The 25,784-nt window shown below is 68.8% G+C and carries 22 protein-coding genes and 3 tRNA genes; 19 read left to right on the top strand and 6 right to left on the bottom strand.

Features of this window, described 5'->3' with window-relative positions; genetic code table 11:
* The first annotated feature begins 27 nt into the window (after positions 1-27).
* From CKW34_RS15615 to CKW34_RS15605, 3 genes are all read left to right on the top strand, one after another.
* A complete protein-coding gene (locus tag CKW34_RS15615) occupies positions 28-1,800 on the top strand; it encodes a SulP family inorganic anion transporter (RefSeq protein WP_059380776.1) in 1,773 nt (590 codons plus the stop codon).
* A 128-nt stretch (positions 1,801-1,928) separates the two neighbouring features.
* Positions 1,929-3,521: a phosphoglycerate dehydrogenase gene (gene serA, locus CKW34_RS15610; RefSeq protein WP_059380777.1), complete on the top strand. Its 1,593-nt coding sequence runs from the start codon at positions 1,929-1,931 to the stop codon at positions 3,519-3,521.
* Positions 3,522-3,601: 80 nt separating this feature from the next.
* Positions 3,602-4,612 carry a 3-isopropylmalate dehydrogenase gene (locus tag CKW34_RS15605; RefSeq protein ID WP_059380795.1) on the top strand — a complete coding sequence of 337 codons (1,011 nt, stop codon included), beginning with the start codon at positions 3,602-3,604 and terminating at the stop codon, positions 4,610-4,612.
* A 94-nt stretch (positions 4,613-4,706) separates the two neighbouring features.
* On the opposite strand, the gene CKW34_RS15600 is transcribed toward CKW34_RS15605, so the two are convergent.
* Entirely contained in the window at positions 4,707-5,903 is a 1,197-nt protein-coding gene (locus tag CKW34_RS15600) for an MFS transporter (protein ID WP_059380778.1), read from the bottom strand.
* 110 nt (positions 5,904-6,013) lie between these two features.
* On the opposite strand from CKW34_RS15600, the gene CKW34_RS15595 reads away from it, so the two are divergent.
* From CKW34_RS15595 to CKW34_RS15575, 5 genes are all read left to right on the top strand, one after another.
* Positions 6,014-6,790, top strand: coding sequence for a fumarylacetoacetate hydrolase family protein (locus CKW34_RS15595; protein WP_059380779.1), 777 nt, complete (start codon positions 6,014-6,016; stop codon positions 6,788-6,790).
* 66 nt (positions 6,791-6,856) lie between these two features.
* Positions 6,857-8,329 (top strand): glutamate--tRNA ligase, encoded by a 1,473-nt coding sequence (gltX, locus tag CKW34_RS15590; RefSeq protein WP_059380780.1) that lies wholly within the window; start codon positions 6,857-6,859, stop codon positions 8,327-8,329.
* Positions 8,330-8,513: 184 nt separating this feature from the next.
* Positions 8,514-8,585 (top strand) — tRNA-Gln (locus CKW34_RS15585).
* Between the two features lie 86 nt (positions 8,586-8,671).
* Positions 8,672-8,744, top strand: a tRNA-Glu gene (locus CKW34_RS15580).
* Between the two features lie 83 nt (positions 8,745-8,827).
* Positions 8,828-8,900, top strand: a tRNA-Glu gene (locus CKW34_RS15575).
* Between the two features lie 53 nt (positions 8,901-8,953).
* Here the strand turns inward: CKW34_RS15575 and CKW34_RS15570 are convergent.
* Both CKW34_RS15570 and CKW34_RS15565 read right to left on the bottom strand, forming a co-directional pair.
* Positions 8,954-9,466, bottom strand: coding sequence for a pyridoxamine 5'-phosphate oxidase family protein (locus CKW34_RS15570; RefSeq protein WP_059380781.1), 513 nt, complete (start codon positions 9,464-9,466; stop codon positions 8,954-8,956).
* 84 nt (positions 9,467-9,550) lie between these two features.
* On the bottom strand, positions 9,551-10,252 hold the full coding sequence (locus CKW34_RS15565) for an IclR family transcriptional regulator (protein WP_059380782.1): 702 nt from the start codon (positions 10,250-10,252) through the stop codon (positions 9,551-9,553).
* Between the two features lie 116 nt (positions 10,253-10,368).
* Between CKW34_RS15565 and leuC the strand changes: the two genes are divergently transcribed.
* From leuC to CKW34_RS15550, 3 genes are all read left to right on the top strand, one after another.
* On the top strand, positions 10,369-11,796 hold the full coding sequence (gene leuC / locus CKW34_RS15560; protein WP_059380783.1) for a 3-isopropylmalate dehydratase large subunit: 1,428 nt from the start codon (positions 10,369-10,371) through the stop codon (positions 11,794-11,796).
* Between the two features lie 28 nt (positions 11,797-11,824).
* The gene (gene leuD, locus CKW34_RS15555; protein ID WP_059380784.1) at positions 11,825-12,421 is read left to right on the top strand and encodes a 3-isopropylmalate dehydratase small subunit; all 597 of its coding nucleotides are present in this window, start codon (positions 11,825-11,827) and stop codon (positions 12,419-12,421) included.
* A 171-nt stretch (positions 12,422-12,592) separates the two neighbouring features.
* Complete coding sequence (locus CKW34_RS15550) at positions 12,593-13,333, top strand: HU family DNA-binding protein (protein ID WP_064059830.1); 741 nt, start codon at positions 12,593-12,595, stop codon at positions 13,331-13,333.
* A gap of 96 nt (positions 13,334-13,429) precedes the next feature.
* On the opposite strand, the gene CKW34_RS15545 is transcribed toward CKW34_RS15550, so the two are convergent.
* From CKW34_RS15545 to cofC, 3 genes are read right to left on the bottom strand one after another with little or no spacing between them, the layout of a single operon-like run.
* Complete coding sequence (locus tag CKW34_RS15545) at positions 13,430-14,386, bottom strand: NUDIX hydrolase (RefSeq protein WP_059380891.1); 957 nt, start codon at positions 14,384-14,386, stop codon at positions 13,430-13,432.
* Between the two features lie 13 nt (positions 14,387-14,399).
* Positions 14,400-16,595, bottom strand: coding sequence for an RNA degradosome polyphosphate kinase (locus CKW34_RS15540; RefSeq protein WP_059380796.1), 2,196 nt, complete (start codon positions 16,593-16,595; stop codon positions 14,400-14,402).
* Positions 16,592-17,293 (bottom strand): 2-phospho-L-lactate guanylyltransferase, encoded by a 702-nt coding sequence (gene cofC, locus CKW34_RS15535; protein ID WP_059380797.1) that lies wholly within the window; start codon positions 17,291-17,293, stop codon positions 16,592-16,594. The genes CKW34_RS15540 and cofC overlap by 4 nt, the downstream gene beginning before the upstream one ends.
* Positions 17,294-17,532: 239 nt before the next feature.
* On the opposite strand from cofC, the gene CKW34_RS15525 reads away from it, so the two are divergent.
* The 8 genes from CKW34_RS15525 (at position 17,533) to rsfS (ending at position 25,737) form a co-directional block, all read left to right on the top strand.
* The gene (locus tag CKW34_RS15525) at positions 17,533-18,531 is read left to right on the top strand and encodes an NAD(P)H-dependent glycerol-3-phosphate dehydrogenase (protein WP_059380799.1); all 999 of its coding nucleotides are present in this window, start codon (positions 17,533-17,535) and stop codon (positions 18,529-18,531) included.
* Between the two features lie 5 nt (positions 18,532-18,536).
* The gene (locus CKW34_RS15520; RefSeq protein WP_080968135.1) at positions 18,537-19,670 is read left to right on the top strand and encodes a cystathionine gamma-lyase; all 1,134 of its coding nucleotides are present in this window, start codon (positions 18,537-18,539) and stop codon (positions 19,668-19,670) included.
* Positions 19,671-19,788: 118 nt separating this feature from the next.
* Complete coding sequence (locus CKW34_RS15515) at positions 19,789-20,895, top strand: D-alanine--D-alanine ligase family protein (protein WP_059380801.1); 1,107 nt, start codon at positions 19,789-19,791, stop codon at positions 20,893-20,895.
* Between the two features lie 48 nt (positions 20,896-20,943).
* On the top strand, positions 20,944-22,227 hold the full coding sequence (locus tag CKW34_RS15510; RefSeq protein ID WP_059380802.1) for a glutamate-5-semialdehyde dehydrogenase: 1,284 nt from the start codon (positions 20,944-20,946) through the stop codon (positions 22,225-22,227).
* 29 nt (positions 22,228-22,256) lie between these two features.
* Positions 22,257-23,153: an AAA family ATPase gene (locus CKW34_RS15505; protein WP_006554514.1), complete on the top strand. Its 897-nt coding sequence runs from the start codon at positions 22,257-22,259 to the stop codon at positions 23,151-23,153.
* A gap of 1 nt (position 23,154) precedes the next feature.
* Positions 23,155-24,600, top strand: a complete 1,446-nt coding sequence (locus CKW34_RS15500; RefSeq protein WP_059380803.1) for a vWA domain-containing protein — start codon at positions 23,155-23,157, stop codon at positions 24,598-24,600.
* A 70-nt stretch (positions 24,601-24,670) separates the two neighbouring features.
* A complete protein-coding gene (gene nadD, locus CKW34_RS15495) occupies positions 24,671-25,333 on the top strand; it encodes a nicotinate-nucleotide adenylyltransferase (RefSeq protein ID WP_059380804.1) in 663 nt (220 codons plus the stop codon).
* Positions 25,330-25,737 carry a ribosome silencing factor gene (gene rsfS / locus CKW34_RS15490; protein ID WP_024101369.1) on the top strand — a complete coding sequence of 136 codons (408 nt, stop codon included), beginning with the start codon at positions 25,330-25,332 and terminating at the stop codon, positions 25,735-25,737. The genes nadD and rsfS overlap by 4 nt, the downstream gene beginning before the upstream one ends.
* Positions 25,738-25,784 lie beyond the last annotated feature (47 nt).

Genomic DNA, 25,784 nt, shown 5'->3' with positions numbered 1-25,784 from the left:
GCCGAGGCCGCGGAGGATACTTGGCTGATGTGGCTCCTCGCCGCGTTCGGGCGGCTCCCGGGTGTCGCCACCGCACGGTCCTACCGGCGGGGGTGGTTGCGGGGCGACGTCACGGCGGGTCTCGCGCTCAGCGCTCTGCTCGTCCCCACCGGCATGGGATATGCCCAGGCGGCGGGACTGCCGCCCTACACCGGTCTCTACGCGACAGTGGTGCCGATGCTCGTGTACGCGGTGGTCGGTCCGTCCCGGATCCTCGTGCTCGGACCGGATTCCGCGCTCGCCCCGCTCATCGCGGCCGCGGTGATCCCGCTCGCCGCCGACGGTGATCCGCAGCGTGCGGTCGCCCTCGCCGGTGTGCTCGCCCTCCTCGTCGGGGCGATCCTCCTCGTCGGCGGGATACTCCGCTTCGGATTCCTGACCTATCTGCTCTCCACACCCATCCGGGTCGGTTTCCTCAACGCGATCGCGATCATCGTCATCGTCGGGCAGCTCCCGCTCCTGCTGGGCACCTCGGCCGACGAATCCGGTGTCGTCGCCGAGGTTCTCGACGTCGTCGACGACGTCTTCGAGGACGGTGTCGAACCGGTCGGACTTCTCCTCGGCGTCGGCACCCTCGCTGTGATCCTCGCGCTGCAGAAGGTCGTTCCCCGCATACCCGCGGTGCTCGTCGCGGTGGTCGCCGCCTCCGCGGCGGTCGAGGTGTTCGGGCTCACCGATCGGGTGGAGATGGTGGGGGCGTTGCCCGCCGGGATCCCCGCGCCCGTTCTGGGCGGTATCGAACGGGGAGACGTGATCGAACTGCTCGCACCCGCCGTCGCCGTCGCCGTCATCGCGTTCGCCGACACCGCGGTGCTGTCGCGCTCGTTCGCGCTCCGACGGGGCGAGGACGTGGACGGCAGTTCCGAGATGCGCGCCCTCGGTGTGGTGAACATCGCAGCCGGTGCGACGGGCGGATTCCCGATCTGCGGCAGCGGCAGTCGCACTCCCGTCCTCGTACAGGCCGGAGCGCGTACCCAGCTCGCGGGTGCCGTCGGAGCGGTGACGGTCGCGATCTTCCTGCTGGCCGCGCCGGGGGCGACGGCGTACCTGCCGCAGGCCGCGCTCGCTGCCGTCGTGATCGCCGCGGCGAGTGCGCTCGTCGATGTGAAGGGGCTCGGTCGCCTGTGGCGGGTCAACAAGATCGAATTCTGTTTGTCCTTCGCCGCATTCGTGGCGGTCGGTCTCGCCGGTGTGTTGAGGGGTGTACTCGTCGCGATCGCATTGTCGTTGGCGGTCGTGATCGTGCGTGCCTGGCAACCCCACCGGACCGAACTCGTCGAACTCGAGGACATCGCCGGATATCACGACCGGGAGCGGCATCCCGAGGGCCACCGCATCCCGGGTCTCGTGCTCGTGCGATTCGACGCCCCGCTGTTCTTCGCGAACGGTGTGATCCTCACGAAGTTCGTCCGTGAACTCGTCCGCGAACGCGAGGACCGTATCGAGTGGGTGGTACTCGCGGCCGAACCGATCACGGATCTCGACATCAGCGCCGTCGAAGAGATCGAACGTCTCGACGACTACCTCGCCCACAGGGGGATACGGCTCGCCTTCGCCGCGATGAAGGGGCCGGTCAAGGACAAGTTGCACCGGATGCAATCGGGGAATCGCTTCGGGGCCGGGCGATTCCATCCGACCGTCCGCACCGCCGTGGTGGCCTTCCGGCACCGGAACCAGCCCGGCATCGAGCGCAGTGTGCTCGACGCACCCCCGCAGGACATCGTCCCGCCCCCGCGGAAGGATCGGCCCGCACCACCGTGATCCCGGTCCCGGTGGCCCCGTGGGAGGGGCCGGGGCACTAAACTGTGGGCGGTCGCGGGTGCCCACGCATGCTGTCGGGCGCGAGCGCCGTCGACCACTCACACATTCACGACACAGGGAGTCCGCACGTGAGCCAGAATGGCCGTCCAGTAGTCCTGATCGCCGACAAGCTTGCGCAGTCGACCGTCGATGCGCTCGGTGACGGTGTCGAGGTGCGCTGGGTCGACGGCCCCGACCGCCCCGCCCTGCTCGCGGCCGTGCCCGAGGCCCAGGCGCTGCTGGTCCGCTCCGCGACCACCGTCGACGCCGAGGTGCTCGCTGCGGCGCCCAACCTCAAGATCGTCGGTCGCGCCGGTGTCGGCCTCGACAACGTCGACATCGCCGCTGCCACCGAGCGCGGTGTGATGGTCGTCAACGCGCCCACCTCCAACATCCACTCCGCCGCCGAGCACGCGGTCGCGCTCCTCATGTCCGCGGCGCGTCAGGTTCCCGCCGCCGACCGCACCCTGCGTGAGCGCACCTGGAAGCGGTCGAGCTTCAACGGCACCGAGATCCTCGGCAAGACGGTCGGCGTCGTCGGCCTCGGCCGCATCGGCCAGCTGTTCGCCCAGCGTCTCGCGGCGTTCGAGACCCACGTCATCGCGTACGACCCCTACCTGCCGGCCGCCCGCGCCGCACAGCTCGGCATCGAGCTCGTCGACATCGACGAGCTGGTCGCCCGCGCCGACTTCATCTCGGTGCACCTGCCCAAGACCAAGGAGACCGCCGGCCTGATCAACGCCGAGCGTCTGTCCAAGGCCAAGGACGGCGTCATCATCGTCAACGCCGCCCGCGGTGGCCTGATCGACGAGGACGCGCTGTACGACGCGCTCGTCGAAGGCAAGGTCCGCGCTGCCGGCCTCGACGTCTTCGAGACCGAGCCGTGCACCGATTCGAAGCTGTTCGACCTCGACAACGTCGTCGTCACCCCGCACCTCGGTGCATCCACCGCCGAGGCCCAGGACCGCGCCGGTACCGACGTCGCCAAGAGCGTGCTGCTCGCCCTCGCCGGCGAGTTCGTGCCCGACGCCGTCAACGTCTCCGGTGGCCCCGTGGGCGAGGAGGTCGCGCCGTGGCTCGAGCTCGTCCGCAAGCTCGGTCTGCTCGCCGGCACCCTCTCGCCCGAGGCCGTGCAGAACGTGCAGGTCGTCGTCAGCGGTGAGCTCTCGGCCGAGAACACCGACATCCTCGGCCTGGCCGCCCTCCGCGGCCTGTTCTCGGCGAGCAGCGACGAGCCGGTCACCTTCGTCAACGCCCCGAAGCTCGCGGAGCAGCGCGGCGTGACCGTCGAGGTCGAGAAGGTCAGCGAGGCCACCACGCACCGCAGCGCCGTCGAGGTCCGCGCCGTCGCGCCGGACGGACACGTCACCTCCGTCGCGGGTGCGCTCACCGGCCTGCAGCAGGTCGAGAAGATCGTCAACATCAACGGCCGCAGCTTCGACCTCCGCGCCGAGGGCCACAACCTGATCGTCCACTACCAGGACCGTCCGGGTGTCCTCGGAACGCTGGGCACCGTGCTCGGCAACGCGAGCATCGACATCCAGGCCGCGGCGCTGAGCCAGGACGCGGAGGGCCCCGGCGCCACCGTGATCCTCCGTGTCGACCGCGTCGTCGGCGACGCCGAGGTCGGACAGATCACCGAGGCGCTCGACGCTCGCGTCGCCCAGGTCGACCTGTCCTGATCCTTCGGTTCTCCATCATCCGGTGGCCGCGACCGTCTGCACGGTCGCGGCCACCGTCGCACAGGAAGTGAGTAGTGCTCATGAAACTTGCGGTCATCCCCGGTGACGGCATCGGTGTCGAGGTCACGGCGGAAGCTCTCAAGGTGCTCCGCGCTCTCGTCCCGGATCTCGAGACGACCGAGTACGACCTCGGTGCCCGCCGGTACAACGCGACCGGCGAACTCCTGCCCGATGCCGATCTCGCCGCGATCCGCGAGCACGACGCGATCCTCCTCGGTGCCATCGGCGATCCGTCGGTCACGCCCGGCGTCCTCGAACGCGGTCTCCTCCTGAACATGCGGTTCGCCCTCGACCACCACGTCAACCTGCGGCCGTCGCGCCTGTACCCGGGCGCGAAGTCGCCGCTCGCCGCCGACCACGAGATCGACTTCGTCGTCGTCCGCGAGGGCACCGAGGGCCCGTACACCGGTAACGGGGGAGCGATCCGCGTCGGCACCCCGCACGAGATCGCCACCGAGGTCTCGGTGAACACCTGGTTCGGAGCCGAGCGCGTGGTCCGCTACGCCTTCGAGCTCGCGCAGACCCGCCGCAAGCACGTCACGCTCATCCACAAGACGAATGTGCTGTCGAACGCCGGTGCGATCTGGACCCGCGCCGTCGAGACCGTGGGCAAGGAGTTCCCCGAGGTCACCACGGCCTACTGCCACATCGACGCCGCGACCATCTACATGGTCGACGACCCGTCGCGCTTCGACGTCATCGTCACCGACAACCTTTTCGGCGACATCATCACCGACCTCGCCGGCGCCGTGACCGGAGGCATCGGTCTGGCCGCGAGCGGCAACATCGACGCTTCGGGCACCAACCCCTCGATGTTCGAGCCCGTCCACGGCTCGGCACCCGACATCGCCGGCAAGGGCATCGCCGACCCGACCGCGGCGATCCTGTCCACCGCACTGCTTCTGCGCCATCTCGGGCGCGAGGAGGACGCTGCACGCGTCGAGCGGGCCGTCGAGACCGACCTCGCGAACCGTGGCACCGGTCCGATCGTGACCACCGAGATCGGCGATCGGATCGCAACTTCTCTCTGAACGCCGAGTTCTCTTCGAACACCGAGTTCTTCCTCACGACCGCGCGTGGCGCCGGCGGGCACGTCCCGTCCGGCGCCACGCGCGGTTCTTCGTGTCAGTCCTTGGGGACCACCGGGACCGCCGCTGCCGGAGCGATGGCGGCCAGGGCGAACGCGGCGGGGAATCCGACCGCAGCGATGAGCCCACCGAAGACCGGTCCGACGGCCGCGGCGAAGACGAACTGCCCGGTGTTCTGGATTCCGAGTGCGCGACCGCCCCAGAACGGGCCGGCGATCTCCGCGACGGCGGTGAACGCCAACCCGTTCGGCGCCGAGGTCAGGATCGACGCGACGAGCAGGACGCCCACCGCGATCGCCGAATCCGTCCACGCGGTGACGGACAGCGCGACCATCGACACGACGACCGATATTGCGACGATGCGCATCGGTCCCAGTCGGCTGCCCACCCGATCGGACCAGGCTCCGGTGACGACACGTCCGAGGGCGCCGAGGATCTGGGCGGCGGTGATGACGAGGCCGGCGCCGACCTCGTCCCAGCCGCGGTCGGCGATGAGCCACACCAGGGCGTAGGTCCACACGACGTACTGCGGAACGACGAGCAGGATCGACGCGAGATGGATGCGCGTGAGGGACATGGAACTCCGGTAGGGATTGCCGAGCACGCCTGCGCGCTCGGCCTCCGCCCGTCCGGGTCGGGGCGGATCCACCACGCCGACCGCGCAGGCGACGGCTGCCAGCCCGCACGCGAGCATGGGAAACGCGAGTGCCCAGGCGATCCCGTGGTCGCCCGCGAGAGTCGGGATGACGAGTGCGCCCGCGGCGACACCCAGCGGCACCGACATCTGCCGGATGCCCATCGCGAGGCCGCGCTGGTGCGGCGGGAACCATCCGACCACCACGCGACCGCTCGCCGAATTGGCGCTCACGGCGCCGGCTCCCGCACACATCAGCAACAGGCCGAGCAGCGCGGCGGAGGCGGTGCGGGACAGGTCCAGCGAGGTGGTCGCGCTCGCGAGTCCCATCGCGACGGCCGCGATCCCGAGTCCGGCGGCCAGCGCGAGACGTTCACCGAACCGGTCGGCGATCGCGCCCCACACGACGAGCGTGAACACGCCGCCGAGGATCGGTGCGCCGGCGAGGGTTCCGGCCTGCGCGAGGGTGAAGCCACCCTCCTGGTTCAGGGTCGGGATGAGGAAGGCGACGCCGTTGATGACGGTGGCCTGGGAGGCCTGGGCGAGGACGCCGAGGGCCAGGATCAGCCATCGGCGCCCACCGATGTCCGGAGTGTCCATGAGTCCCACTATCTGAGAAAGTCGTACCGTTATATGAAATCTCGGTCGGACTCTATACCCGCGGCACCCGGGCGTCGATCGCAGTGTGCGCGCACCGTTAGACTCCGGACATGCGCCTTGGTCGAATTGCCAGCCCGGATGGTGTCGCGTTCGTGAGCATCGAAGGGGAGGGGGAGTCCGCGACGGCGAAGGAGATCGCCGAGCATCCTTTCGGGAACCCCACCTTCACGGGCCGGAGCTGGCCCCTCGCCGACGTGCGGATTCTCGCCCCGATCCTCGCCACCAAGGTGATCGCGGTCGGTCGCAACTACGCCGCCCACGCCGCCGAGTCGGGCAACGAGGTCCCCGACGAGCCGATGATCTTCCTCAAGCCCAACACGTCGATCGTGGGCCCGGGCGCGCCCATCGTGATTCCGCCCACCACCTCGCTCGTCCACCACGAGGCCGAACTCGCCGTGGTCATCGGGCGCCCCTGCAAGGACGTCCCCGCCGCGAAGGCCCGGGAGGCGATCCTCGGCTACACGGTGGCCAACGACGTGTCCGCGCGCGACCATCAGCGCAAGGACGGCCAGTGGGGCCGGGCCAAGGGCCACGACACCTTCTGCCCGCTCGGTCCGTGGATCGAAACCGACATCGACCCTTCCGATCTCGAGATCTCGGCGGAGGTCGACGGGCAGATCCGCCAGCGCAGCCGCACCTCGAAGATGGTGCACGACATCCCGAAGCTCATCGAATGGATCTCCGGTGTCATGACCCTGCTGCCGGGCGACGTCATCCTCACCGGCACCCCCGAAGGTGTCGGACCGATCGAGCCGGGCAACACCGTCTCGATCACCGTCGAGGGCATCGGAACGCTCACGAATCCGGTCGTCGCCAAGGGATCCTGACCGGAGCTCGCTGCGGGGCGGATAGCCTGGGAAGGTCTCCCGTCGATCCTCAACCCTGAGCGAGTCATGACCACCAGCGAAGTACGCGTACGTTTCTGCCCGTCACCGACCGGAACCCCGCATGTGGGTCTGGTGCGCACCGCCCTGTTCAACTGGGCTTTCGCGCGTCATCACGGCGGCACCTTCGTGTTCCGCATCGAAGACACCGACGCCGCACGCGACACCGAGGAGTCGTACCAGGCGATCCTCGACGCCCTCCGGTGGCTGGGTCTCGAATGGGACGAGGGTCCGGAGGTCGGCGGACCGTACGAGCCGTACCGGCAGTCGCAGCGACGCGAGCTTCACCTCGAGATCGTGCAGAAGCTCGTCGACGCCGGTGAGGCCTACGAGTCGTTCTCGACGCCGGAAGAGGTCGAGGAGCGGCACAAGGCCGCCGGCCGCGACCCGAAGCTCGGCTACGACAACTTCGACCGCGACCTCACCCCGGAGCAGCGGCAGGCCTTCCTCGACGAGGGGCGCAAGCCGGTCGTGCGACTGCGCATGCCCGACGAGGACCTCACGTGGAACGACCTGGTCCGCGGCGAGACCACCTTCAAGGCGGGCTCGGTGCCCGACTTCGCGCTGACCCGCGGCAACGGCATCCCGCTCTACACCCTCGTCAATCCCGTCGACGACGCGTTGATGAAGATCACACACGTCCTGCGCGGCGAGGACCTGCTGTCGTCCACCCCGCGTCAGCTTGCGCTGTACGCGGCGCTGCAGCGCATCGGCGTCACCGATTTCACGCCCGAGTTCGGCCACCTGCCGTTCGTGATGGGGCAGGGCAACAAGAAGCTCTCCAAGCGCGACCCTGAGTCCAACCTCTTCCTGCACCGCGATCGCGGGTTCATCCCCGAGGGCCTGCTCAACTACCTCGCTCTGCTCGGCTGGGGTCTCGCCGACGATCGCGACGTGTTCTCTCTCGACGAGATGGTCGCGGCCTTCGAGATCTCCAAGGTCAATTCGAACCCGGCCCGGTTCGACCAGAAGAAGGCCGACGCCATCAACGCCGAGCACATCCGCCTGCTCGAGCCGGCGGAGTTCGCGACCCGGCTGAAGGCGTACCTCGTCGAGCACGGCCGGATCGGGGCCGACGTCGACGACACGCTCTTCCGGACGGCCGCCGACCTCGTGCAGACCCGCATCGTCGTTCTCGGGGACGCGTGGGACCTGCTGAAGTTCTTGTTCGTCGACGACGCCGACTTCACGCTCGACGAGGCCTCTGCGGCGAAGAACCTCAAGGAGGATGCCGCGTCGGTGCTCGACGCCTCCGTCGCCGCCCTCGAGGGCGTGGCCGAGTGGACCACGCCGGCGATCGAGGAGGCGCTCAAGAGCGCACTGATCGAGGGGCTCGAGCTGAAGCCGAGGAAGGCCTTCGCTCCCGTGCGGGTCGCGGTGACGGGCTCGCACGTCAGCCCGCCGCTCTACGAGTCGATGGAACTGCTCGGTCGTGAGCGCACCCTCGCGCGCCTGCGTGCCGGGCGGGCCCGTATCGCCTGACCCCTCACGGGTCGCTCTCGGCCCGTCGTCGGCACCCGCCGGCGACGGGCCGAGCTCGTTCCGAGCTCGATTTCAGGTCTCTGACCAGCCGATTTGTAGTTGGTGGCGGGGTTGGTGCTAATCTTCTTCTCGGTTCGGAACGGAGGCCACAACGCCCGCAGGGCAGGCCGAAGGAACAAACCATTGGGGTATGGTGTAATTGGCAACACAGCTGATTCTGGTTCAGCCATTCTAGGTTCGAGTCCTGGTACCCCAGCTGAGACGCGGCGGTTTGCCCGCAACGTCTCGGCCAGCTATGCTGGCTGAGCTTCCTTCGGGAAGCGAAGAGAAGAAGTTCCATAGGCCCCCGTCGTCTAGCGGCCTAGGACGCCGCCCTCTCACGGCGGTAGCGTGGGTTCGAATCCCATCGGGGGTACAACGGACTACCCATCGATCTCCGGATCGGTGGGTGTTCTTCTCTCGGAGGCGTCGACTCGTCGATTCCTCGGAAAGTTCCAGGCCCCCGTCGTCTAGCGGCCTAGGACGCCGCCCTCTCACGGCGGTAGCGTGGGTTCGAATCCCATCGGGGGTACAACCACGAAGGCTCTCCGATCATCGATCGGAGAGCCTTTCGCGTATGTGCGGTCAGGGCGTGGCGGACGGAAGATACGCCGCCGTCGTGCCGCCGATCTCCATGGCGGGCATCCCGAGCTTGCGGTGATCCCATGATCGCACCCGTGCGGGCACCACACGGACGGCCACCCGCTTGTGCATCATCTGCTCCACCGCGGGGCGCGCCTCCTCCGTGTACGGGGCGGTGTACCGCTCCCACACGTCGCGGCAGACCTCGAACAGGCGGTCGTGGTCGTCCACGATCTCCGCGCGCCCCTCGATCGAGACGCCACGCAACTGGTCGTAGGTGTCGCCGGCCTCGACGAGGACGGTCACGCGATCGTCGCGCCGGAGGTTGACGACCTTCTGCGATTTCGCCTTCGTCTCGAACCAGATCTCCCCGTCGAGCACCGCGTACCACATGGCGACGAGGTGCGGGGTGCCCGTCGGTCCGAGGGTCGCCAGGTTCGCGACCCGGCTGCGGTGGAGGAACTCGTCGATCTCCGAGTCCGTCATCGTGATGTCTGCGCGGCGGTTGGTTCCCATGCGAAGCACTCTGGCACAGCGGGAAGTGCACGGCTGTGTTCCTTCCCGCTCCTCGCGCAGGAGGGAACCTGCGTGCAGTCGGGCTCAGAGACGCTTCTGGAGCGCTTCTGCGGCGGCGAGGAGGTCCGCGGCCCAGCGGGCCCCCGGTCGGCGGCCCATGCGGTCGATGGGGCCCGATACGGAGATCGCGGCGATCACGGCACCGGTGCTGTCGCGCACGGGTGCGGCGACCGACGCCACACCGGGTTCGCGTTCGGCGGCGCTCTGCGCCCAGCCGCGGCGGCGGACCTCGACGAGCACGCGTTCACCGAATGCTGCCTCGGGGAGGATGGCGCGCTGGGTCGCCGTATCGGCCCACGCGAGCAGAACTTTCGCGCCTGAGCCGGCCGTCATCGGAAGGCGTGCGCCGACGAGGACCGTGTCGCGCAGACCGGTCGGCGGTTCGAGAGCGGCGACGCAGACCCGCTGGGTGCCCTCGCGGCGGTACAACTGCACGCTCTCGCCGGTGATCTCGCGCAGGCGGGGGAGGACGAGCGAGGCGGCCTCGACGAGGGTGTCGCCTGCGCCCGCGGACAATTCGGCCAGCCCGGGGCCGGGACGCCACTGTCCGTCGCTGTCGCGCATGAGGAGGCGGTGGACCTCGAGGCCCACGGCGAGACGGTGCGCCGTGGCACGGGGCAGGCCGGTCCGCGCGCACAACTCGTTGAGGTTGCACGGCTGTTCGGCAACCGCATGGAGGACTGTCATCGCTTTGTCCAGCACTCCGATCCCGCTATGCTGTCTCATAGGTCGATACCTCCGTCTCGCATAATGGGAAGCATATCGCATGCCGAGAGCGGTGGGGACGACGCCATACGCGGCCGGACAGCCCCCGGGATCCCGCGTTCGTCACGTACGACAAGGTGGAGAAGATGGCTGGAAAGACTCTGGCGGAAAAGGTGTGGGACCAGCACGTGGTCGTGCGCGGTGAAGGAGAGGGATCGGCGCGACAGCCGGACCTGATCTACATCGACCTGCATCTCGTACACGAGGTGACCAGCCCGCAGGCCTTCGACGGTCTGCGGCTGGCAGGACGCCGGCTGCGGCGTCCCGATCTCACGATCGCCACCGAGGATCACAACGTCCCCACGGTGGACATCGACAAGCCGATCGCCGACCCGGTCTCGCGCACACAGGTCGAGACCCTGCGCCGCAACTGCGAGGAGTTCGGTGTCCGTCTGCACCCCATGGGCGATCTCGATCAGGGCATCGTCCACGTGGTCGGCCCGCAGCTCGGTCTCACGCAGCCCGGCATGACGGTGGTGTGCGGCGACAGCCACACCTCCACCCACGGCGCCTTCGGCGCATTGGCGATGGGCATCGGCACCAGTGAGGTCGAACACGTCATGGCGACACAGACGTTGTCGCTGCGGCCGTTCAAGACGATGGCCATCAACGTCGACGGCACCCTCGCGCCGGGAGTGACGAGCAAGGACCTCATCCTCGCGATCATCGCGAAGATCGGCACCGGCGGTGGACAGGGCTACGTCCTCGAGTACCGCGGGGAGGCGATCCGCGCGCTGTCGATGGAAGCGCGGATGACCATCTGCAACATGTCGATCGAGGCGGGCGCCCGCGCCGGCATGATCGCTCCCGACGAGACCACCTACGAGTTCATCAAGGGTCGCCCGCACGCCCCGAAGGGTGCCGACTGGGACGCCGCTGTGGAGGCGTGGGAGCAGCTGAAGACCGATGACGACGCGGTTTTCGACGCCGAGGTCCACATCGACGGCAGCGCCCTGACGCCCTTCGTCACGTGGGGCACCAACCCGGGCCAGGGCGCACCGCTCGGGTCCACGGTTCCGGTACCCGCGGAGATCGCCGACGAAACCGAGCGGTCTGCCGCGGAGAAGGCGTTGCGCTACATGGATCTCGAACCGGGCATGCCGCTGCGCGATGTGAAGATCGACACCGTCTTCGTCGGCTCGTGCACCAACGGCCGCATCGAGGATCTGCGTGCCGTGGCGGATGTCCTGAAGGGCCGCAAGGTCGCCGACGGTGTCCGGATGCTCGTCGTGCCGGGTTCGATGCGGGTGCGCGCGCAGGCGGAGGAGGAGGGTCTCGGCGAGATCTTCACCGCCGCAGGCGCCGAGTGGCGTCAGGCCGGGTGCTCGATGTGCCTGGGCATGAACCCCGACCAGTTGGCGCCGGGCGAACGCTCCGCGTCGACCTCGAACCGGAATTTCGAAGGACGGCAGGGCAAGGGCGGACGGACGCATCTCGTCTCGCCGGCCGTGGCCGCCGCAACCGCGGTGCGGGGAACGCTTTCCGCACCGGCGGATCTGGACTAGACCACAGGACCGACGAGGAGAATTTTCGATGGAAGCCTTCACCACTCACAAGGGCATCGGCGTCCCGCTGCGCCGCTCCAATGTCGACACGGATCAGATCATCCCGGCCGTGTACCTGAAGCGCGTCACCCGTACGGGATTCGAGGACGGTCTGTTCGCCGCATGGCGCAACGACCCGTCCTTCGTGCTCAACACTCCGCCCTTCGATCGCGGCAGCGTTCTCGTCGCCGGATCGGATTTCGGCACCGGCTCCTCGCGTGAGCACGCCGTGTGGGCGTTGTCGGATTACGGATTCCGGGTCGTGATCTCGTCCCGTTTCGCCGACATCTTCCGCGGCAACGCCGGAAAGGCCGGTCTGCTCGCCGCTCAGGTCTCGCAGGACGACGTCGAACTGCTGTGGAAGCTGATCGAGCAACAGCCCGGACTCGAACTGGAAGTGGATCTCGAGAACCGGACCGTGACCGCCGGAACCACCGTGGTGCCGTTCACCATTGACGACTACACGCGGTGGCGTCTGCTGGAGGGTCTCGACGACATCGGATTGACATTGCGCCAGGTAGACGCGATTTCCGAGTACGAAAAGTCAAGGCCGTCATGGAAACCGAGTACCCTTCCGGCGCCCTGAAAACACCCCGCGAACGCGCCTTCTCCGGGCCCGGTCCGACGCTCCCGTCGGGCCGGGCCCGGAGGTTATTTGCATGAGAATCCGCGTGGCACATAGACTCTTGCCCGTTTGCGGGTCTACCGTGGACTGGAGTCGGTCTGACGGTGGACCGTGTATGTGCGGAGGAAATCAATGAACAAGGCAGAACTGATCGACGTTCTGACCGAGAAACTCGGTTCGGACAGGCGCACCGCCACCGCGGCCGTCGAGCACATCGTGGACGCGATCGTTCGCGCCGTGCACGACGGTAAGAGCGTCACCATCACCGGATTCGGTGTCTTCGAGAAGCGTCGCCGGGCGGCTCGTGTCGCGCGGAACCCGCGCACGGGCGAGACGGTCAAGGTCAAGCCGACCTCGGTGCCGGCCTTCCGTCCCGGCCAGTCCTTCAAGAACATCATCGCGGGCACCCAGAAGCTCCCCTCTTCGGGTCCGGCCGTGAAGCGCGGTGCAGCCGCAGCGGCCAAGAAGACCGCGGCAGCGAAGAAGGCGGCCAAGAAGACTGCGGCCAAGAAGACCACGGCGACGAAGTCGACTGCGGCGAAGAAGACCACCGCGGCGAAGAAGACCACCGCGGCCAAGTCGACTCCGGCGAAGAAGACCACGGCGACGAAGTCGACTGCGGCGAAGAAGACCACCGCGGCGAAGAAGACCACGGCGGCCAAGTCGACTCCGGCGAAGAAGACCACCGCCACCAAGTCGACCGCGGCGAAGAAGACCACCGCGGCGAAGAAGACCACGGCGGCCAAGTCGACTCCGGCGAAGAAGACCACCGCCACCAAGTCGACCGCGGCCAAGAAGACCGCGGCCAAGAAGAGCCCGGCCAAGAAGAGCCCGGCCAAGAAGACCACGGCCCGCAAGAGCACCAAGAAGTAACACCCACCCGCGATGCGGCTCGCACACGTGCGAGCCGCACAGGTGAGACGACGGCGGCCACCGGAGATCCGGTGGCCGCCGTCGTGCGTACTCGGGTCAGATGCTCTCGTCGTCCACCGGCGGGTGGCCCGTCGGAAGCGGACTGTCGATGTGGTCGGCCGCGACGAGACGATCCCCGCGCAGCGACAACACCCACATGCTCGCCTTCCGGTTCCGCGCCGGAGGCAGCGCGAGACCGTCGCGCTCGGCCCACCACTCCAGCAGCGGCGGGATCACCTTGCCCTGACTGCAGATCACGGGAGTGCCGGGACCGGACGCGATCTCCAACGCCCGCTTGCGGCCGCGGTCCGGATCGGCGCGGTACTCCTCCTCCGACAGGGACGGCTCGATCGCGATCTCGAGTCCGTGCCGGGAGGCGAACGGTTCGACCGTGGCGATGCACCGGGTGCGGTCGGCGGACACCACGCTGTCGCCGCCGAATGCCGTCAACTGCGGAACGAGAGCCTCGGCCTGCGCCCGTCCGGACGCATCGAGGGGCCGGTAACGGTCGTCGCCCTTGTACTTCTTCCGACTTCCGGCCTTGGCGTGCCGCACGATCAGCGCCGTGGTCGTGTCCAACGGCACCCGGCGGAACCGGCGCAGGACGCTGCGGTCCATCGGGTAGGACAACAGGTCGAATGCCTCTTCGGGGGACACCCAACGCAATTCGTCCACCTCGTCGTTGGGCGCGAACCGCCCGTCGAGGCAGCGCGCCGCCCAGTAGTCCACCCGCTTGAGTTTGCGGTGCCCTGGAACGGGGTAGACGACCTTCCCGAGGCTGCGGCCGAGCGCGGCGCGGAATCCGGTCTCCTCCTCGATCTCCCGCACCGCGGCGATCACGGCCGTCTCACCCGCGTCGAGTTTGCCCTTGGGGAAGGACCAGTCGTCGTAGCGCGGACGATGCACGAGCGCGACCTGCGCATCGTGCGGAGCGTCGTCCGCCGCAGGACGCCACAGGACGGCGCCCGCCGCGAAGATGTTGGCCTTCACGGGCTTGTCGCGTGATTCGGTCAACGTTCCCTCCACCTCAGGACGCGCGGCTACGCATGAGTTCGACCTGGTGGTCGCGGGCAGCGGTTCCCGGCTCCGGGGACGCCGTCCACGTGCCGTCGCCCTCGAGAGTCCAGCAGCGGGTGACCGGGTCGAGCGCGGAATCGAAGATGCCGTCCAACTGCGCTGCGAGCCGGGCGTTCTTCACCTGCACCATCACTTCGACGCGACGGTCGAGGTTGCGGTGCATCATGTCGGCGCTGCCGATCCAGTACTCGTCGCTGCCCCGGAAATGGAACAACCGCGAGTGTTCGAGGAACCGCCCCAGAATCGAGCGCACCGTGATGTTCTCGCTCAGGCCGGGCACACCGGGCTTGAGGGCGCAGATCCCGCGCACGACCACCTCGGTCCGTACCCCCGCCCGCGACGCGCGGTAGAGCGCGTCGATCACCTGCTCGTCGACGAGGGCGTTGGCCTTGAGCCGGATCCCGCTGGGGCGACCGGCCTCGTGGTGCTCGATCTCACGCTCGACGCGTTCGATGATGCCCTTGCGGACCCCGTGCGGTGCGACGAGCAGATTGCGGTACTGCGCCTTCCGGGAGTATCCGGTGAGGGTGTTGAACAGGTCGGTGAGGTCGGCGCCGATCTCGGGGGACGATGTCAGCAGGCCGACGTCCTCGTAGAGACGAGCGGTCTTCGGGTTGTAGTTGCCGGTGCCGATGTGGCAGTAACGGCGGATCGTCGAACCCTCGCGCCGCACGACCAGGCAGGTCTTGCAGTGCGTCTTGAGACCCACGAGTCCGTATACGACGTGGACACCGGCCTGTTCGAGTTTGCGTGCCCACTTGATGTTGGCCTGCTCGTCGAAGCGCGCCTTGATCTCCACGAGCGCGACGACCTGCTTGCCCGCTTCGGCAGCGGCGATCAGGGCGTTGACGATGGGGGAGTCGCCCGACGTCCGGTACAGCGTCTGCTTGATGGCGAGGACCTGGCTGTCGGCTGCGGCCTGCTCGATGAACCGTTGCACGCTCGTGGAGAACGAGTCGTACGGATGGTGGACGAGGATGTCGCCTTCGCGCAGGGTGGAGAACACGCTCTTCGGTGTCTCACGCTCGCCGAAGGCGGGATGGGTCGCCGGCACGAAGGGGGCGTCCTTGAGATCCGGCCGGTCGACGGCGTGCACCTGCCACAGCGACGACAGATCGAGCAGGCCGGGCAACTGGACGACATCCACCCGATCGACGTCGAGTTCGCGCAGCAGGAGGTCGAGCATGTGTTCGGTCATGTCGTCCGACACCTCGAGGCGCACGGGAGAACCGAAGCGCCGCCGGGCGAGCTCGCGTTCGAGGGCCTGGAGGAGATCTTCGTCGCGGTCCTCCTCGACCTCGAAGTCGGCGTTGCGGGTGACGCGGAAGGCGTGGTGCTCGACGATCTCCATACCCGGGAACAACACGTCGAGGTGCGCGGCGATCAGCTCTTCGAGAGGGAGGAAGGCCGGCAGCCCGTGCGACGAACCCGCGCGATCGACCCGGACGAACCGGTCGACGTTGTCGGGCACCTTCACACGCGCGAAGTGTTCACCGGACGACTGTGAATCCTTGACCGTGACAGCGAGGTTGAGGGACAGGCCGCTGATGTAGGGGAAGGGATGGGCGGGATCGACCGCGAGCGGCGTCAGGACCGGGAAGACCTGCTCGGCGAAATACTGTGTCAGCCGTCGACGTTCGTCCTCGGTCAGATCCGCCCATCGGATGATCGAGATGCCCTCGGCCGCCAGGGCGGGCATGACCGAGTCGAGGAAGACCTGCGCCTGGCGCCCGGCGAGTTCGCGCGTGCTCGACGCGATGAGCGCGAGCTGGGCCCGCGGGGACAGGCCGTCCGCGGACCGGACCGACAACCCCGTCTCGGCGCGACGTTTCAGCCCGGCGACCCGCACCATGTAGAACTCGTCGAGATTCGACGCGAAGATCGCGAGGAACTTGGCGCGTTCGAGCAACGGCTGCGAGGTGTCCTCCGCCAGCGCGAGAACGCGGGCGTTGAAATCGAGCCAGCTCTGCTCCCGGTTGAGATAGCGGTCGACGGGAAGCGTGTTGTCGTGATCGGTCCTCGACTGCAGTCCCGTCGCGGCCGGAGGCGCGCTGGTCGCGGTTGCCACGCGGCCGGCAGGTCGTACGACGTTGGACGGTGCCGCGTGCTCGGAACTCGTGGGATCGGGGGAATCGCCGTTGGTCACCAGTTCATTGTGGCAGAGCGACGGCTCCCTGCAGCGCTGTCGCAGCGGTGGCGCAGTGGGAATTCGACCGTGTCGAGCACGGCTGCGGTGGCCGATCCGACGCCGAGTCGCAGTGCAGCGGCAAGATCGTCCGGTGTGTCCACATCGAGTCGCAGTCCGGGGAGCGCGTCCGGTACCGGATATGCGCCGGCGTCGATATGGCGGCCGGCCGACCCCGGTCCGAACGACAATGGCGGCAGGGTACCGCTCACGCAGTGCAGCAACGCCGTCGTACCGCTCGCCGTGTGGTCGACGACGACGGCTGTACCCGTTCGCCGCGCGGTCTCGCGGGCTAGCGCGAACTCCTCGGCCCGCAGGGCCGGTAGGTCGGCCTGCAACGCCACGAGTTCTGCGCCGGGTGTGTGCTCCCGCGCCCGGCGGGCCGCTGCGAGCAGCGCGGAGTTCAGTGGGTCGGGGGAGCCGGGACGGATCGGGTCGGGGAGGACGTCTGCGCCGCAGTCCAGTGCGGCGGCCGCGACGCGCTCGTCGGCGGTGACGACGGTGACCGTCACGTCTCCGACGGACAGCGCCGCCGTCACGGTGTCCTGGAGCATCGCGAGCACCAGCGATTCCCGTGCCGCCGGGTCGAGGACGTGCGAGAGCCGCGACTTCGCCAGGCCGAGGGCCTTGACGGGAACGAGCACGTGCGTCGCGGGCATTGCCCGATTGTGCCATCAGCGATCGATCACACGGTCGTGCGAGGTGACGAACCGCACGACCGCCCGCTGCGACCGGGTCGTGTGCGGTCCGTCCTCCGACCCGGCGCGGCGTCGGTGGCGCCTGCGCGATACTGGGTGCGACCGTGGGTGGTGACCGCCCGGACCGAACCGGTCGCGACCGCCCGCTCCGGGCCGATCGCGAGCGTGAGTGCCGGGCATCGGACGAGAGTGAGGATCGCGTGACCACAGCAGCAGTACTGGGCGCGGGTTCGTGGGGGACGGCGTACGCCAAGGTGCTGGCCGACGCCGGAACGGACGTGACGATCTGGGCGCGGCGCGAGGAGGTGGCGCGCGGCATCGCGGAGCGGCACGAGAACTCCGACTATCTGCCCGGTGTGGAACTGCCGCACTCGCTGAAGGCGACGGCCGATCATCGGGTGGCCCTAGAGGGCGCCGATTTCGTGGTCCTCGCCGTCCCGAGCCAGACCCTGCGCACCAATCTCGAGGCGTGGAAGGCGGATATCGGACCGGACGTGACACTTCTCAGTCTCGCCAAGGGAATCGAGAGCGGCACCCTGATGCGCATGAGTCAGGTGATCGGTCAGGTCACCGGCGCCGAGCAGAATCGCATCGCCGTGCTGTCCGGCCCCAACCTCGCCCGTGAGATCGCCGAGGGACAACCGGCCGCGACCGTCATCGCGTGCCCCGACTCCACCCGCGCCATGGAGATCCAGAAGTCCTGCGCCACAAAGTATTTCCGACCGTACACCAATTCCGACGTAATCGGCTGCGAGATCGGTGGCGCCTGCAAGAACGTCATCGCCCTCGCGTGCGGCATGGCCGCCGGGGTCGGGCTCGGTGAGAACACCGTCGCGAGCATCATCACCCGCGGTCTCGCCGAGATCACCCGGCTCGGAACCGCCCTCGGGGCCAAGCCGGCCACGCTCGCCGGTCTCGCCGGTGTCGGCGACCTCGTCGCCACATGTACGTCCCCGTTGTCCCGCAACCGTTCGTTCGGCGAACGACTCGGCCGCGGTGAGTCCCTCGAGAGCGCGCAGGAGGCCACCCACGGTCAGGTGGCCGAAGGGGTCAAGTCGTGCACCTCGGTCCGCGCCCTCGCGGCGAGCTACGACGTCGAGATGCCGCTCACCGACGCCGTGCACCGCGTGTGCCACGAAGGCATGTCGGTGCGGGACGCGATCGGGCAGCTGCTCGGACGCCGGATCAAGCCGGAATGAGCGGCATGACGGGCGATTCGACTCGCTGCGTGAAGGCAGTTGCACACGAGGGTGTTCCGGGCTCCCCGCTGCAGGCGGGACCGGTCTTCGCGGCGCCGTATCTCCTCGGGGAGGACGAACGCGACGACATCGACACCTATGCGCGTGCCTCGAATCCCGGCTGGCGCGCACTCGAATCGGCGCTCGCCGACCTCGAGCACGCCTCGGCCGCCCGCGTCGTCGGCTCGGGAATGTCGGCGATCACGGTCGCGCTGCGATCGCTCGTGAGACCGGGCGGCACGGTCGTCGTCCCCTCCGACGGTTACTACCAGGTGCGCAAGTTCGCCACCGAATATCTCGCGCCGCACGGCATCGACGTCCACGAACTCTCCGTCGCCGAATTCGGCGACGGCTCCCTGCAGCGGGTGCTCGACGGTGCGGGCCCCGGTGCGGTGGTCCTCGCCGAGACGCCGTCGAATCCCGGTCTCGACACGGTGGATCTTCGTGAGACCGCGCAATCGTGCCGTCGCACCGGGGCGTTGCTGCTCGTCGACAACACGACCGCCACCCCGCTCGGACAGCTCCCGCTCGACCTCGGGGCCGACGTCGTGGTGGCGAGCGGAACGAAATCGCTCAGCGGACACAGTGACCTGCTGTTCGGCTACATCGCCGTCGCCGATCCCGAACTGCTGCCCGCGATCGACCGGGAACGACTGCTGTCGGGAACCGTGCTGGGACCCTTCGAGACCTGGCTCGCGCACCGCAGCCTCGGCACCGCCGGACTGCGCTTCGAACGGCAGTGCGCCAACGCGCTCGCCGTCGCCGGGATGCTGCTCGAGCACCCCGCTGTCACGGACGTCCGCTATCCCGGGCTCGCCGGCGACCCGGCCCACGCCGTGGCGGCCGGCCAGATGAGCCGCTTCGGCCCCCTGCTCACCTTCCGGTTGCCCGGGCGCGACGAGGTGCACCGCTTCGTCCGCGCGGCCACGCTCGTCGCACCCGCCACCAGCTTCGGCGGTATCCACACGACAGCGGATCGTCGCGCACGCTGGGGCGATGCGGTGTCGGAGGGATTCGTCCGGTTGTCGTGCGGAATCGAGGACACCGCGGATCTGCTCGCCGATCTCGACGCGGCGTTGAAGGAGACGGCCCTCCACTGAGGGAGGCGACCCTCCGGTGAGGGAGACCGGGGCCCGCGGAGACATAGCAGGGTGTCCGGTCCCACCCGCGTAGGACTCGCTCGACACGCGGAGATCGCCACCCGGTACGGTTCGACACGTGAGTACGCCCCGAACCCGGGTGGCCGTCGTCTTCGGTGGTCGCAGCAACGAACATTCCGTCTCCTGCATCTCGGCAGGGAGCATCCTGCGCAACCTGGATCCGGAGAAGTACGAGGTCGTGCCCATCGGCATCACTCCCGAGGGCGCATGGGTCCTCGGCGACGCGGACCCCGCCGGCCTCGCCGCGGCCGGTCGTGAACTGCCCGTCGTCGCCGGCGACGGCTCCGATCTCGTCCTCACCGCGGATCCGACCCGCGGTGGCGACATCGTCGCCCTCGACGAGGCCTCCTACGGCCGGGTGCTCGCCTCGGTCGACGTGGTGTTCCCGGTCCTGCACGGCGCCTACGGCGAGGACGGCACCATCCAGGGTCTGCTCGAACTCGCGGACATCCCGTACGTCGGTCCCGGCGTCCTCGCCAGCGCCGCCGGTATGGACAAGGAGTTCACCAAGAAGCTGCTCGCGGCCGAAGGCCTGCCGGTCGGCTTCCAGATCGTCCTGCGTCCCGGCACCGCGTCCCTCACCGAGGAGCAGAAGACCCGCCTCGGCCTGCCCGTCTTCGTCAAGCCCGCCCGCGGCGGATCGTCCATCGGCATCAGTCGCGTGGCCGACTGGGCCGCCTTCGACGACGCCGTCGCGAAGGCCAGGCAGCACGACCCCAAGGTCATCGTCGAGTCCGCGATCATCGGCCGCGAGGTCGAGTGCGGCGTGCTCGAGTTCCCGGACGGCGACGTCCGCGCGAGTGTCGTCGCCGAGATCCGCATGCCCGACACCTCCGGCGACCACGAGGCGTTCTACGACTTCGACACGAAGTACCTCGACGACGTCTGCGAGTTCGACGTCCCGGCCAAGCTCGACGAGGAGACCTCCGACCGGATCCGCGAACTCGCGGTCCGGGCGTTCCGCGCCCTCGACTGCCACGGCCTGTCCCGCGTCGACTTCTTCGTCACCGAGGACGGACCGGTGATCAACGAGATCAACACGATGCCCGGATTCACCTCGATCTCGATGTACCCGCGGATGTGGGAGGCCACCGGCGTGGAGTACGCCGAGCTGCTGTCGATCCTGGTGGAGACGGCGCTGGCGCGGGGGACCGGGCTGCGCTGACGGCACACGGCCTGTCGGGTTCCGCGAGGACCCGACTAGGCTGGACACATGACTGCCGTGACCCCCGACTCAGCTGCGACCGACGCCGGCACGGACACCCGTGAGGCCGTCCACGAGGCCGCGCGTCGCGCCCGCGTGGCATCGCGTCGTCTCGCGCTGCTCACCACCACCGAGAAGGACGCGGCTCTGCACGCCGCGGCCGACGCTCTGCTCGCCGCCGCCGACACCGTCCTGGCTGCGAACGCCGAGGACATCGAGGCCGCTCGTGCCGGTGGCACCGAGGAGGCCATCCTCGACCGGCTGCGCCTGACCCCTGACCGGATCGACGGGATCGCCGCCGGTCTGCGCCAGGTGGCCGGACTGCCCGACCCGATCGGCGGGGTGGTCCGCGGCTCGACGCTGCCGAACGGTCTCGAGCTGCGCCAGGTGCGCGTCCCGCTCGGCGTGGTCGGCATGGTCTACGAAGCGCGTCCGAACGTCACGGTCGACGCCTTCGGTCTCGCCCTGAAGTCCGGCAACGCCGCATTGCTGCGCGGCTCGTCGTCCGCGGCCCGCTCGAACGCCGCGCTCGTCGAGGTGCTGCGTGCCTCGCTCGAGAATCGGGGCATCCCCGCCGACGCCGTGCAGTTGCTGCCGAGCGCCGACCGCTCGTCGGTGACGCATCTGATCCAGGCCCGGGGGCTGGTCGACGTCGTGATCCCGCGCGGTGGCGCCGGTCTGATCGCCGCGGTGGTCCGCGACGCGACCGTCCCCACGATCGAGACGGGCACCGGCAACTGCCACGTCTACATCCACTCCGCGGCCGATCTGGAGATGGCCGAGAAGATCGTGATCAACGCGAAGACCCGCCGGCCCAGCGTGTGCAACACCGCCGAGACGATCCTCGTCGACAAGGCGATCGCCGACACCGCCGTTCCGAAGATCCTGCAGGCCTTCCAGCAACACAGCGTCACGGTCCACGGCGACCTGCCCGGCCTCGTGCCCGCGACCGAACAGGACTGGTCGGACGAGTACCTCTCGCTCGACGTCGCCCTCGCCGTGGTCGACGACCTCGACGCCGCCGTCGACCACATCGACCGTTACGGCACCGGTCACACCGAGGCGATCGTCACCTCGGACCTCGCTGCTGCGCGGGAGTTCACGACGCGCGTGGACGCCGCAGCCGTTATGGTCAACGCTTCGACGGCGTTCACGGACGGTGAGCAGTTCGGATTCGGCGCGGAGATCGGGATCTCCACCCAGAAGCTGCACGCCCGCGGTCCGATGGGTCTGCCCGAGCTGACGTCGACGAAGTGGGTGGTGTGGGGCGACGGCCACACCCGCCCCGCCTGATCGAGACCGGCCCGACGAAAGGAACCAGCGTGGATCGTGCGCTGCCCACCACCCCGCCGATCTTCGCGGACGTCCAGGACGTCGTCGATCGTCTGGCCGGTACCGGTTATCTCGCCGACAAGTCCACCGCGACCGCGGTGTTCCTCGCCGATCGCCTCGGCAAGCCGTTGCTGATCGAGGGACCCGCGGGCGTGGGCAAGACCGAGCTCGCCCGTGCCGTCGCCGAAACCTCCGAGGCCGAACTCGTGCGCCTGCAGTGCTACGAGGGCGTCGACGAATCCCGCGCGCTGTACGAGTGGAACCACGCCAAGCAGATCCTGCGCATCCAGTCGGCAGGAGCGACCGCCGCGGCGGGCGAGTCGTGGGACCGCACCAAGGAGGACGTCTTCTCCGAGGAGTTCCTGCTGTCGCGGCCGCTGCTCACCGCGATCCGCCGCGAGGATCCGACCGTGCTGCTCGTCGACGAGGTCGACAAGGCCGACGTGGAGATCGAAGGCCTGCTGCTCGAGGTGCTCAGCGACTTCGCGGTCACGGTGCCCGAGCTCGGCACCATCCGGGCCACCCGCAAGCCGTTCGCGGTGCTCACCTCGAACGCCACCCGCGAGTTGTCCGAAGCGCTCAAGCGCCGGTGCCTGTTCCTGCACCTGGACTTCCCCGACGCCGACCTCGAACGACGCATCCTCGCCAGCCGGGTCCCCGATCTGCCCGACGCGCTCGCCGACCAGCTCGTGCGCACGGTCCGCGTGCTCCGCGGCATGCAGCTCAAGAAGGTGCCGTCGGTGGCCGAGACGATCGACTGGGGTCGCACCCTGCTCGCACTGGGGCTCGACACCCTCGACGACACCGCGCTGCGCAGCACGCTCGGCGTGATCCTCAAGCACCAGTCCGACCAGATCCGCGCTGCCGCCGAGCTCCGGTTGAACTGACATGGCCGCCGCGCACCTTCCCGGATCCGAGGCGCCCCCGGCACCCCACGGACTGCCCGGGCACCTGGTCGGATTCGTCGAGGCGCTGCGCCGCCGCGGCATCGCGGTCGGGCCGTCCGAGACGGTCGACGCCGGACGGGTCATGACGGTGCTCGATCTCCTCGATCGGGAGGCCCTCCGCGAAGGCCTCGCGTGCACCCTGCTCCGCCGGTCCACACACCGGCCGACCTTCGACGCCCTGTTCGACCTGTGGTTCCCGCCAGCGATCGGACGCCGCGAGTCCACCGACCCTCAGGTGAGCATCCCGCGCACCCCGACGGGGGAGGTCGACTTCGAAGCCCTGCGCGACCTCATCGCCGAGCTGCTGTCCGACGAGTCGCCGGAGGCACTCGAGGCCTCCGAGATGCTCGTCTCCGCCATCGTCGAGGAACTCGGCCAGTATGCGTCGTCGAACGGCCCTTCCTTCTCGGCCTATCAGGCGCTGCGCGACGTCTCCCCGGACACCCTGCTCACGAAGATCCTCGAGGGACTGCTCGGCAACAGCACCCGCGAGGAACGCGACGACGCCGCCTACGAGAGCGAGGTTGCGCGGCGCACCGCCGCCCAGCGCATCGCCGATTTCCGGGCGATGGTCGAACGGGAGACCCGCCGACGCACCGCCGAGCAGCTCGGCCGCGAACGCGTCGAGAAGTACGGGGTGCCCAAGCTCGCCGAGGAGGTCGACTTCCTGCGCGCGTCCGACGCGGAACTCGTCGCGCTGCGCCGCAGCGTCATGCCGCTCGCGCGTCTGCTCGCGAGCCGTCTCGCGGCGCGCCGCCGGCGCGCTCGTGCCGGCGCCATCGACCTGCGGCGCACACTGCGCAAGTCCATGTCGACCGGTGGCGTGCCCATCGACCTGGTCAACCGCAAGCCCCGTCCGGCGCGTCCCGAGCTCGTCGTGCTCTGCGACGTCTCCGGTTCCGTCGCCGGCTTCTCGCACTTCACGCTGCTGCTCGTGCACGCCCTGCGCGAGCAGTTCTCCCGAGTGCGCGTGTTCGCGTTCATCGACACCGCCGACGAGGTCACCCACTATTTCGCCGCAGGGTCCGATCTGGGCGAGTCCATGTCGCGGATGCTGAAGGAAGCGGAGCTGATCACCTACGACGGTCACTCCGACTACGGACACGCCCTCGGCAGCTTCGCGGATAACCATGCGCATGCCCTCACCAGCCGTAGCTCGCTGCTGATCCTCGGCGACGGCCGCACGAACTACCGCAATCCGAACCTCGAGGTCCTCGAACATCTCGTGTCCGTCGCACGGCACGCGCACTGGCTCAATCCCGAGCCGAAGGGACAATGGGGTTCGGGGGATTCGGCCGCCAGGGTCTACAGCGAGGTCGTCACGATGCACGAGTGCCGGTCGGCGCAGCAGCTCGCAACGGTGGTGGCGAGTCTGCTCCCCGTGTGAACCCGTAAGCTGGACAACCGTGCATCAGCCAACGGATCGGCCCTCGGCCCCCAGGCGCCGCCTGGGCGTCATGGGTGGAACGTTCGACCCGATCCACCACGGACACCTCGTGGCGGCCAGCGAGGTCGCCGCGAGCTTCGACCTGGACGAAGTGATCTTCGTGCCCACCGGGCAACCCTGGCAGAAGACCGGACGCGACGTCAGCCCCGCCGAGGACCGCTACCTGATGACGGTGATCGCGACCGCATCCAACCCGCGGTTCTCCGTCAGCCGTGTCGACATCGATCGACGCAAACCCACCTACACCGTCGACACGCTGCGAGATCTCAGCAAGCAGTATCCCGACGCGGAGCTGTACTTCATCACCGGCGCGGACGCCCTGGGATCGATCCTGTCCTGGCAGGACTGGCAGACCCTGTTCGACCTCGCCCGCTTCGTCGGGGTGTCCCGGCCCGGATACGACCTGCACGCCGAACATCTGGCACCGCATCTGGACGAACTCCCGGCCGAGGCGGTGAGCCTGGTCGAGATCCCCGCACTGGCGATCTCCTCCACGGACTGCCGCAGGAGGGCTCGCGAGAACCGGCCGGTCTGGTACCTGGTGCCCGACGGAGTGGTGCAGTACATCAGCAAACGCCGGCTCTACCGCACGAATACGCACCTCGACGGAGATCCCGTCCCGGTGTTCGACGGAAACACCCCCGGCACCATCGAGAGAAAGAGCACGCAGTGAGCGCAACGGCAGAAGCCACGGAGATGGCCCGAATCGCAGCCCTGGCCGCCGACGAGAAACTCGCCACCGACGTCGTGGTGCTCGACGTGTCCGAGCAGCTGGTGATCACCGACTGCTTCGTCATCGCGTCCGCACCCAACGAGCGTCAGGTCAACGCCATCGTCGACAACGTCGAGGAGAAGCTGCGCGAGGCCGGCCACAAGCCCGTCCGCCGCGAGGGCACCCGCGAGGGACGGTGGACGCTGCTCGACTACGTCGACGTCGTGGTGCACATCCAGCACGAGGACGAGCGCAACTTCTACGCCCTCGACCGCCTGTGGAAGGACTGCCCGACCATCGAGGTCGACGGTGTGGGTGGCCCCCGTTCGGCGATCGACGCCGCCGACTCGCCGGAGGACGTGTGAGTCGTCCGGAGGAGGGTTCGCAGAGCCCGCGGGTGCGGCAGCTGGTG

Source organism: Rhodococcus rhodochrous, assembly GCF_900187265.1.
Lineage (GTDB): Bacteria > Actinomycetota > Actinomycetes > Mycobacteriales > Mycobacteriaceae > Rhodococcus > Rhodococcus rhodochrous.
Note: the sequence above shows the minus strand (reverse complement) of the source record. Positions and strands in the feature narration are given on the sequence as shown.

Bases quoted from the DNA above. Each gene is read 5' to 3' on its own strand.
- CKW34_RS15615 (WP_059380776.1), top strand. From the start codon at position 28: ATGTGGCTCCTCGCCGCGTTCGGGCGGCTCCCGGGTGTCGCCACCGCA.
- CKW34_RS15595 (WP_059380779.1), top strand. From the start codon at position 6,014: ATGCGCCTTGGTCGAATTGCCAGCCCGGATGGTGTCGCGTTCGTGAGC.
- CKW34_RS15605 (WP_059380795.1), top strand. From the start codon at position 3,602: ATGAAACTTGCGGTCATCCCCGGTGACGGCATCGGTGTCGAGGTCACG.
- CKW34_RS15550 (WP_064059830.1), top strand. From the start codon at position 12,593: ATGAACAAGGCAGAACTGATCGACGTTCTGACCGAGAAACTCGGTTCG.
- leuD (WP_059380784.1), top strand. From the start codon at position 11,825: ATGGAAGCCTTCACCACTCACAAGGGCATCGGCGTCCCGCTGCGCCGC.
- CKW34_RS15565 (WP_059380782.1), bottom strand. From the start codon at position 10,252: ATGAGACAGCATAGCGGGATCGGAGTGCTGGACAAAGCGATGACAGTC.
- nadD (WP_059380804.1), top strand. From the start codon at position 24,671: ATGGGTGGAACGTTCGACCCGATCCACCACGGACACCTCGTGGCGGCC.
- CKW34_RS15570 (WP_059380781.1), bottom strand. From the start codon at position 9,466: ATGGGAACCAACCGCCGCGCAGACATCACGATGACGGACTCGGAGATC.
- CKW34_RS15500 (WP_059380803.1), top strand. From the start codon at position 23,155: ATGGCCGCCGCGCACCTTCCCGGATCCGAGGCGCCCCCGGCACCCCAC.
- CKW34_RS15600 (WP_059380778.1), bottom strand. From the start codon at position 5,903: ATGGACACTCCGGACATCGGTGGGCGCCGATGGCTGATCCTGGCCCTC.
- gltX (WP_059380780.1), top strand. From the start codon at position 6,857: ATGACCACCAGCGAAGTACGCGTACGTTTCTGCCCGTCACCGACCGGA.
- cofC (WP_059380797.1), bottom strand. From the start codon at position 17,293: ATGCCCGCGACGCACGTGCTCGTTCCCGTCAAGGCCCTCGGCCTGGCG.
- CKW34_RS15510 (WP_059380802.1), top strand. From the start codon at position 20,944: ATGACTGCCGTGACCCCCGACTCAGCTGCGACCGACGCCGGCACGGAC.
- CKW34_RS15520 (WP_080968135.1), top strand. From the start codon at position 18,537: ATGACGGGCGATTCGACTCGCTGCGTGAAGGCAGTTGCACACGAGGGT.